This is a genomic window from Microcystis sp. LEGE 08355, from assembly GCF_015207185.1.
In the GTDB taxonomy this organism is placed as follows: domain Bacteria; phylum Cyanobacteriota; class Cyanobacteriia; order Cyanobacteriales; family Microcystaceae; genus Microcystis; species Microcystis panniformis.
The window spans coordinates 1-9010 of the sequence record NZ_JADEXI010000147.1 but is presented as its reverse complement, the minus strand read 5'-3'; the positions used below and the strand labels follow the sequence as shown (position 1 = coordinate 9010).

Annotated in this window: 5 protein-coding genes and 2 pseudogenes; 1 reads left to right on the top strand and 6 read right to left on the bottom strand. The window is 41.7% G+C overall.

Annotated elements, in window-relative coordinates; all coding sequences use genetic code 11:
- Positions 1-89 (bottom strand): annotated as a pseudogene (locus tag IQ242_RS26075) (zinc ribbon domain-containing protein); the annotation flags it as partial.
- Between the two features lie 157 nt (positions 90-246).
- The gene (acsF, locus tag IQ242_RS09755) at positions 247-1323 is read right to left on the bottom strand and encodes a magnesium-protoporphyrin IX monomethyl ester (oxidative) cyclase (RefSeq protein ID WP_002752007.1); all 1077 of its coding nucleotides are present in this window, start codon (positions 1321-1323) and stop codon (positions 247-249) included.
- 607 nt (positions 1324-1930) lie between these two features.
- On the opposite strand from acsF, the gene IQ242_RS09750 reads away from it, so the two are divergent.
- On the top strand, positions 1931-2587 hold the full coding sequence (locus tag IQ242_RS09750; RefSeq protein ID WP_193959828.1) for an SGNH/GDSL hydrolase family protein: 657 nt from the start codon (positions 1931-1933) through the stop codon (positions 2585-2587).
- 454 nt (positions 2588-3041) lie between these two features.
- On the opposite strand, the gene lpxC is transcribed toward IQ242_RS09750, so the two are convergent.
- The 4 genes and pseudogenes from lpxC to IQ242_RS26720 all read right to left on the bottom strand — a co-directional run bounded on the left by lpxC (position 3042) and on the right by IQ242_RS26720 (position 8856).
- Positions 3042-3854, bottom strand: coding sequence for a UDP-3-O-acyl-N-acetylglucosamine deacetylase (gene lpxC, locus IQ242_RS09745; RefSeq protein ID WP_193959829.1), 813 nt, complete (start codon positions 3852-3854; stop codon positions 3042-3044).
- 127 nt (positions 3855-3981) lie between these two features.
- Positions 3982-5967 (bottom strand): BamA/TamA family outer membrane protein, encoded by a 1986-nt coding sequence (locus IQ242_RS09735; protein ID WP_228020912.1) that lies wholly within the window; start codon positions 5965-5967, stop codon positions 3982-3984.
- A gap of 1017 nt (positions 5968-6984) precedes the next feature.
- A pseudogene (locus tag IQ242_RS09730) lies at positions 6985-8620 on the bottom strand (IS1634 family transposase).
- A gap of 101 nt (positions 8621-8721) precedes the next feature.
- Positions 8722-8856 carry a hypothetical protein gene (locus IQ242_RS26720; protein WP_255520638.1) on the bottom strand — a complete coding sequence of 45 codons (135 nt, stop codon included), beginning with the start codon at positions 8854-8856 and terminating at the stop codon, positions 8722-8724.
- Positions 8857-9010: the final 154 nt, after the last annotated feature.

Here is a 9010-nt window from a genome sequence, read left to right as displayed (position 1 = left end):
GCACCACTAGCGAGAGTTACAATGGTCTGCATCCCTTGATTATCGAGATAGAGACGTTGTCCTGTGGGTAATTCACTATAAATAGCCATATTTTTGACAGTGAAAAGTAAAAAGTAAAAACCTAGTTAACACCCCTAGAATCCAGTCTAGCGAGGATAGAAATGTTAGAGGATTTTCTTAAGAATTTTATCGACAAAAAAAGGGCGGTTTAACCCACCCTCACCATGTCTCAAGAAAACAAACTTTTTAACGGACGCTACCGGCTAATTTATCGACCCGAATCGGTTTCATCAGGTACAATTTGAGGAATTGCCAAGCGTTAGAGGCGAAGATAGGCAATTTCTTCAGGAATTTAACCGGTGCGGCACTGTTTTCGCTATCGATCGCCCTTAATCCCTCGTTATTGCGAACACAAATCTCTAGGCGATCATAAAATTCAGGACTATCCACATCGAGAACAATCGGGAAGACGCGGCCGGCGGTTTCATTGGTCTTCTCGATTACATACTTATCGTACTCGCGAGCGTCCAAACCGAGAATGGCATAGAAACCAGAACGCTGAGTATCATTGAGATACATCGTAGCGAAGACCGAAAGCAGGAAGAAACGACACCAGAGACGAGCGCGCCAATCATTAAGAATATCAGGCTGCGCGCGCATGATCGCATCGAAGAAGTCCCCGTGACGGTTTTCGTCTTGACACCAATTCTCGAAGAAGTTAAAAATCGGATAAACCCGATCTTCGGGATGTTGTTCGAGATGACGATAAATGGTGATATAGCGCCAATAACCGATTTTTTCGGAAAGATAGGTGGCGTAGAAGATAAATTTCGGTTTAAAGAAGGTGTAGTTACGGCTTTTGGTCAAAAATCCCAAGTCAAGGGAGAGGTTAAAATCCGATAAAGCCTTATTAAGGAACCCAGCGTGACGCGCTTCGTCCCGGGACATGAGGTTAAAGCATTCTGCGAGGACGGGATTTCTGTTTTTTAAACGTCTGCCGAGTTCTTTGTAGAGAAGAAAGCCGGAAAATTCGGCCGTGCAGGATCTTTCCAGAAATTCCACGAATAAGCGGCGAGTTTCGCCATCAATATGCTCCCAAGAGCGATCGAATTCTTGATTGCGAACGAAGTGATGCCGGTTATAATCGGTACGGAATTCCTCTAAAATCGCTTTCAGTTCTTCCTCGTTAGCGGCGATCGACATTTCCGCCATCGCTTCAAAATCAGTGGTGTAGAAGCGGGGAGTGAGGATCGTTTCTTTAGCGGGAACTTTTATACCCGGACGGATTTCCTCGAATTCTGGTTTTTGGATCGTGCTGACCATAGGGATTATTGGTTTTACTCTGGGATGATGATTGAGACGAGTAAAGGCTCTGAGATGATAATGACCAGCCGTGAAAAAACGGCTAGGATTCACTATAGCAAGCTCTCAGCCCTAGACTCTCTTCCTGTTCATTAAAAGTTACAACTCTTAATTAAGCTGTGTAAACAAACGCGGCTTTTTCCGTGGGAGTCTTGACAAATGTTCGAGGAAGTGGGATTCGTTCGGTGATCAGTAAACAGTCATCGGTAATCGGTGAACCGAAAACGCACATCTGATAACAAGGGCCGAATCTAAAACCTAATTGGTTAAGTTAAAAGCTTTGATGTGCTTAGTTTCTACCTTCCTAGAATCTTGGAAAACTCCTGTTATTTTAGCTTGTTGTCAGGAATTTAGTTAAACAAGGTTTTTGGCAATATGCTAATCTGGCTAACACGCTTTTGGGCGTGATATATGGAAAAGTTCTGGCGATTGCGCCTAAATAGTGTGATATGCCGAAAGTTGACCTATATTGTTACTCTGGAGATTGTTATACAGAAAGTTTTCGTATAATATGTAGTTATGTCGCATTGCTTCTTTGCGCAAGTGGAAAATTTTAAGGTATAGATTTATGACCCACATCGTCTTGCTCGGCGACAGCATATTTGATAATGCTCCTTATGTAGATGTTGAAGAAGATGTTATCCATTACCTTAAGCGCAAAATACCTTTAGGATGGAAAGCCACTTTACTCGCTATTGATGGTTCTATTACCACGGATCTCCATACTCAAGTTCAGAAGCTACCTAAAGACTCAACTCACTTGTTTTTGAGTGTTGGGGGAAATGATGCTTTACGCAACATCGACTATCTATCTCAGAGGGCACAATCTGTTGCAGAAGTAATAATTAAATTTTCAAGGCTGGTCGGAGATTTTCGTGCTAACTATGTAAGTGCAATCAAAGAGCTACTGGAAAAACAGTTGCCAATAACAATTTGCACCATCTACGAGCCAAGATTTGAGCAGTCAGAATACCAAAGCATAGCGACAACTGCACTCACATTTTGGAATGATGTGATAATTCAAACAGCAATAGCCTATAAACTACCAATTATTGATCTGCGCCAAATCTTTACCAGTACATCTGATTACGCTAATCTGATCGAGCCATCTGCAATTGGTGCAGATAAATTAAGCAGCTACATTCTAGAAATAGTACAAAACCATAACGTTACTCAACTACATACAATCATCTATGGAAACTCCAAAGACTCTCGACAAAAGTGAATTGCCCTGAATGGCACTTCAAGATAGATCGACATAACAAATCACTGCACCCGACCGTATGCTAAACTTCTCACATCATCCAAAGTGCGATGCCGAAGGCACTGCGTAGCAGTACGCTATCGCCGTAGGGTGCGTTCCCTAATGCAAGTCCTACTGCTCCACCGATCGATTTTTGGGGAACGCACCATGCACATTTATTGAAGCTCTGGGTTAAAGTGCGATGCTGCTCTGGTGGGTTGAGTTCTGGATTGGCAACCTGTCACCGAGCAAACCCGACGGTGTTGGAATGATTCTGATAGCTGACGGCTAATAGCTAAGGGTTATCAATGCTAGGATAAAGGCTTGAGTAGAGAACAAGCGAGCGAAAGCCATGTCATCGACAGAAGTAAAAACCCCGCCTCCAGACAGCCCCACTTCCCACTCCCCTATACCTTTTAAACAGAATTTAGTATAATTAACCCTGAATTGCGATCGCTAATTGAACGTGAAGTTTATGACTGGCTTTAAAAGCCATGTAATGAGCAGTGGGAATAGTTCCCAGTAAACTCAAATCACCAATTAAGTCCAATAATTTATGTCTTGCTGGCTCATTATCAAAGCGTAAAGGAGGATTTAACCATTGATTTTGATCGCAGACTAAAGCATTTTCTAAACTGCCTCCTTTAATTAAACCAGCCTTTTGTAAATATTCAATTTGATCGGCAAAACCGAAAGTCCGGGCTGATGCGATCGCTTGACTAAAACTTTCCTGATCAGGACTCCAACTATACCATTGATTACCGATCGGTTTATAGGCAAAATCGATGCCGTAGGTAAAACGTAATTCAGGGGAAGGAATCGCCGCCACAAAAGCATCTCCTTCCTGCAACCAAATCGGTTGAGAAATAGTTAAATCTGATGGAGAAAAAGAGTTATCTAAACCAGCATTTTTGATCGCTTCTACCCAGATTTTGGCCGAACCATCAAGGAGGGGAATTTCCGCACCATCCACCTCAATGCGAGCATCGTCTACCCCCAAAGCGGTTAAGGCCGCCAATAAATGCTCAACGGTTCTAACCTTTGCTTCTCCTCGTCTCAATTCCGTTGATAAAGTTGTTTGGTAAACCGAAGAAACTAGAGCGGGAATAATCGGTTGATTGGCTAAATCTCTGCGGACAAAATAACGTCCTTCCCCCGGATTTGCCCCACAGACGCGCACCCGTGTTATCTCCCCCGAATGCAGTCCAATTCCCGATAATTCAAATTGTTTAGGGATAGTAGAAACCATAATTATTAAGTAATAAAGCTTTGAACAGTGAACAGCAAAAATAACTAAATTTATCGATAACTGATAACTGGTAACTGATAACTGATAACTGATAACTGATAACTGGTAACTGATAACTGGTAACTGATTAGAATCGTTCCCCGATACCGAAATGGAGACGAGAACTACCATCGACATTAAAACCGTAGTCAACCCGAATTTGGCCGACGGGAGATTGTACCCGAACACCCAAACCGTAACCGAGACCGATACCGGGTAAATCCCGGACAATCCCGGGTTGACCGGGGACATCGCCTTGGGAACCAATAGTAGTGCCGAAATCGACAAATAACGCCCCCCCAATAATAGCGACAATGGGAAAACGATATTCGGCCGTCGCTTGGAAATAACTGCGACCGCTACCCACTTCTCCCTCGGCGTAACCCCGTACAGAGTTACTACCCCCCACAATAAAAGCATCGTAGGGGGGTAAATCGCCTAATACTGTCCCTGCTTGCACATTAAAAGCGAGGGATTGCTGACCTTTAAAAATATCGGTTTCAAAGAGATTAAAGGAATTAATAAACCGAACGGGGATAAAGTAACTATAACTACCCCGAACACGAGTGCCGAAAATACTGCCAGAACCGACCGGAATAGTTTGTTCTAAACCTAGACGCAGGAAAGAGCCACTGGTGGGCTGCAGGGGATTGTCGCGAAAATCTCGAATAGCGCCAATATTTAGGGAAAGTAGATCATCGATCCCAGAGGAACTAAAAGCCAGTTGTTGACTGCCAAAACCATTGAGAGGTGCAGACAGGGGGGAGATGTCACCATTGGCATTTTGCACCTGTACCTGTTGATAGTTAAAGCCTAGGGAAACCACCCATTTTGGTTTCGTAAACACATCGGGGGCCAAAGGACGGACAAAAGTAATACCACCACCCGTCCGGACGATACGGGGACTATCATTATCGTTAAGCGTCCGAATCGAGGAATTTTCCCCATCATAAACCAGAGAAATCGACTGTCGCCGGAAAACGTTCACCGTGTAGGAAGTGCGGAAATTATCCGTGGCAATCCAAGGATCGGAAAAACTCAGATCAAATAAAAATTCCCGTTCCCCTAACTGGACTTCTGCCCCTAAAGTTTGGTTATTACCGCCAAAATTGCGCTGTTGATAGCTGACAGTGCCGAATAAGCCCGCATTCGAGCTAATACCACCCCCAGCGGCCAGGGAACCGGTATTACCTTCCACCACATCGACGTTAACAATCACCTCCCTTGGGTCGCTGCCGGGGGAAAAAGACAGACGCACATCCTCGAATAAACCGAGACCGAAAACACGCTGTAAATCCTGTTGGGCGGTATTGCGGTTGAAAATATCCCCCGCTTTTAGGCGCATTTCCCTAGTAATGATAAATTCTCTGGTTTTAGCCTTGACCGGTTCCTGTTCGACGTTAAAATAACGTACTTGAATTTTTTCGATTAAACCTTCGGAAATGACCAAAATCACCCTACCATCGGGAGTGACTTGCGGCGCACCGATCACCTGGGCCAGATCATAGCCGTTTTTACTGTACCAGTCATTGATTTTTTTTACCCCCGCCTGTAATTCCCGCAAATTCAGGGTTTTGCCGTATTGACTAGCGAAAATTTCCTCGACCACCCCAGCAGGTAAAATCGATTTGTCCATGGTTTCCGGGGCAATTTGAATCTGTACGCCCTGAAAAACGGGGTTAGGTTGCACCTCAAAGGTGACTCGCACCCCTAGGGGCGTATCTTGGGGAACTGCCCGCACATCGGCAAAAAAGCCCGTGGCAAAAACGGCGTTAATATCTTCTTGTAATTGCGATCGAGTTGCGCTTCGTCCTGGTCGGGTGCGAATGGTATTATAAACTAGATTTTCTAATTCTCGATCGGCCCCCTGTACTACCACTTCGGCCACCAAAACTCGCGACTCCTCGGCCTGCGCTGGTGGGGCTGTTGTGGGAGTTTCTGCTGGTCTTGGTATTTCCGTCGGGGTTTCCGGCGGTGCTGCCACGGGTGGCGTAGTTTCTCCCGTCGCAGGAGGCGACTGTACTATCTGCTCGATGCGGGGAAAAACCATTTCTTGCGGTTCTTCTTCGGCCATTACCGTCCCGTGAAATAATCCGAAAATAGCCAGCAGCAGAGCCAGCGAGGAATATCGCCCCGAAAAATTGAGATTTTTAAGCACTTCCACACACCCAGTAACACCATTATGGTTTTTTTGTTTTCTCTGCCCGAGAAATTTAACGAACGTTAAAACTCTAGCAGATTGCTTACTCTCAGTAAATCCCAGCTTGACCGGTGACTCAAGAGATACTGCATCAGGTCTGATATTGGTCAGCCGTCAGCATTAAGTTTTTATCTTGCCATATCTTAGCTTTTTCTGGTTTGGCTCTATTCCAATTCACCCTCTGGGATTATTGCCAACTCGGTTGGCGCACAATTAAATACATATCTTCCTAACTCACCAAAATTAAAAACAATTAAGTTTATTAGACCTCTCCATAATACAGGGTAATCGCCTGTTGATGGAGTTTTCAAATTCTGAGGGGTTGGGTCTAAAATTTGATGACTAAATCAGGCTTTGACCTGCACAAGGCTAGAGAATTTCTGGTTTTGCCAGTTATTCTGGCTACCTCATCTACTCAGTTCCTTAAATTCCCAAAAGTACTAGCCAATTGTAAGATTAACATCCACCTCCTCTCTCAGTCAACTGCACGATTCTGTCAAGATTTTTACCATGAAATTATCATTCATACTGGCCCTGTAGCGTTTCATCCTCAGGCTCATTTTGGAGGTTTCTCGCTTCAATAAATTCACACTTAAACGGCGCAATAGCCCTAGGTTTTCCGCTTCATAGCCCAGACGAATCCGACTGGCATCTTCATTAAACCCATATTCCGCACTTCACTTTGAAGTATAAAAAACTACAGGTCTTTTCAAAGAAAAAAAATCAGAATAATTAAAAAAAATACTCAACCAATCAGATGTGGAGGAGAAATCATAAAATACCAAATATTTTTTCGGCTCAAAGAGTTAAACTAAGTCACAACAATTCGAGGAGTAGTGACTCTCCTATAAGCATATTACTCAATTGTTATCAACTTTGTTGCTTTGTTATTTAGACTAACGATGACAGATAATATTTTTGACAAGATGAAGGCAGAAAATTTAAAATAAAACGGCGTTCTTCAGTTAAGTTGACAATTTGCTTGACCCCATTCACAATAAAAATATGAATGCCCTGAAAACATTGAAATATCCATCTTGGGACGAATCGTTAATTTACTGACTTGATTTTTGACTCCAGCCTTGGCTCTTTTTAAGCTATTTCTTAGTTCTCTTTGTCCGAGGTTATAGACTAACAAGCAGAAAGACATCAAGAATAACATTGTCTCGATTCTTTCCGTTTTTTTAACAAAGAAACTATCCGCAAAAAATAAAGGATATTTCAAAAATCTAAATCCTCTTTCACAAGACTGTTGATTTTTATAAGTTGTCACCATTTCGGCTGAGTCTAATTTGTCTTCTTCATCAACTAAGTTAGTTGCTAAAATAAATCTGCCTGCTTCCTTTCTTCTTCTGACTATCTCTTCAGTTTTTTCTTGCCCTACGCCGCTAATTTTATAAATCGTTTTATGGTCTTTTGAGTGACTGGCAATTAGGTCAATTTCTAGGATTTTAACGAGGTTTAGTTTTTGATTAATTGCTCTTAATTTATATCGGGCTTGTTGGGGATTTTCAAACTCTTCTTTCTGCAAGCTCTTGAGAATTTTCTCCCCTTTGTTTTTTTCTTTTTTCAGGTTATTTTCTAGTTTTTTTAAGTCACTTATTTGTCTTTTTTCACTGGTTACTATTAGCCAGATTTGTTGGATTCCCCCATAAGTCACTTTTTCTTCTTTCCAGGTATATCCTTCTAAATTTAGCTCTGCCCTTTTTTCTCTTTCCTTTGCCTCTATTTCTTCCATTTCTGAATTTTGGACTAATTCTTTGGCTATTTTTATCGTCATGGGAACTCTACTTATCCATTTTAGATGTTGAATTAGTTGAAGATTCTCTTGACTATATAAGGCACTGTCACAGACCATAATACTGTCAAATTTTATTGGTTTTTTAAATTCTCCTAAGATTTTGCCAAAGACAGCTTTATCCGCTTCATTTCCATCTCCGACTCTCACAAATAATGGTACGTCTCCATCCTCGGTTGTTATTAAGTCTAAGACGCATTGTTTCAAATCTGGTCGATGGTCACGAGAATATCCTTTGGTAATAATTATTGGTCTTTCTTTGAGCATATCTTCTTCTTCTTCTTTCTCTTTTTTTTCTTCACTTTTATATTCTCCATCTAGAGGAAATGATGTGGCATCTAGAGGAGAATATTTTGTCTCTATTTTAAATTTTTTGATGACCGATAAGACAACTTCTATAAAGATATCATTCAGTCCATGTTTGTATAATTCATCCATGACTCTCCCAATTTTATCATCATTGATATAATCGGTTTTTATTTCTTCTCCCAATAATTCTTCGATTCCTTTATCTTCAAAAAATTGACTAAATAAGTATAAAGGTCTTGAAACAAATCCTAATCCATTGATTAGAATAGCTTTGACCACTGTTCCTGCTGAAATTTTTTCTCGGGGGTCGATTCCTAATTTAGAGTTGATTATTTCAACTATTCCTATTTCGTCAATTAGCACAGCTACTATTCCTAAGTGATCTAGGTTTTTAATTTTTACCTCTGAGATAGGAGACAATTTTTGTACCTTTAATAGATTTTTGAGCTTTTTGATTGTCTCACTTTTTTGGGACTAATTCTCTGAGTATTTTTACTTATTTTTTCTTGAATGATTTTATGCTACTTTATACTACATTTTGAAGTGCGGAGTGTCGGATTAAAGGTAACATCGAGTACCCAATGGAGACTATTTTCGATACTCCAATGTCCGCGAATCACCTCGGCGTGTTTTTGGGCATCCGCTGCTAATACCAAATTTCTAAATCCATGACAGACATCCACGCTCGAATGCTTGCCAAACCTTCATTCGTTGTGACGCGAATAAAGAAAAATGGTATAAACTACTGATGAAGAAGCGAATTTCTGTAGTAGTTTTATTCCATAATTGGCGGACACTGCGAACCATGAC